Source organism: Bradyrhizobium sp. Ken01, from assembly GCF_055807355.1.
In genome coordinates this window covers 1-304 of sequence record NZ_JBVVPC010000178.1, presented here as the reverse complement: position 1 = coordinate 304, position 304 = coordinate 1, and the positions used below count along the sequence as shown (strand labels likewise).

The window sequence follows — 304 nt, the reverse complement described above, 5'->3', positions numbered from 1 at the left end:
CAACCGCCAAGTTCGAGGGCAGCACGATCAAGGAAGGGATTCCCCCAGCCGTGGTCGCGGGTATCACGGCTGCCTACCGCGCGCAGGCAGGAGCGACTGGCCCTCTTGATCTTCTAGATGACGGTGATCGTTTTACCCGCGATCTCTTGACAGGCAATCTCGGTTCATCGTGGGAAGTTCAGAAATGCTATCTAAAACCATACGCATGTTGCCGGTACATGCATGGAGCTATCGACGCGATCCTTTCCATGCGTCGGCAAGGGGACGAGATCCGGAAGCTACGCATCGAGACGTTCGACCAAGC

1 pseudogene is annotated in these 304 nt (G+C 56.9%); it reads left to right on the top strand.

The annotated features are described in order from the left end of the window. Positions 1-304, top strand: a pseudogene (locus tag AC0L3S_RS39260) (MmgE/PrpD family protein); the annotation flags it as partial.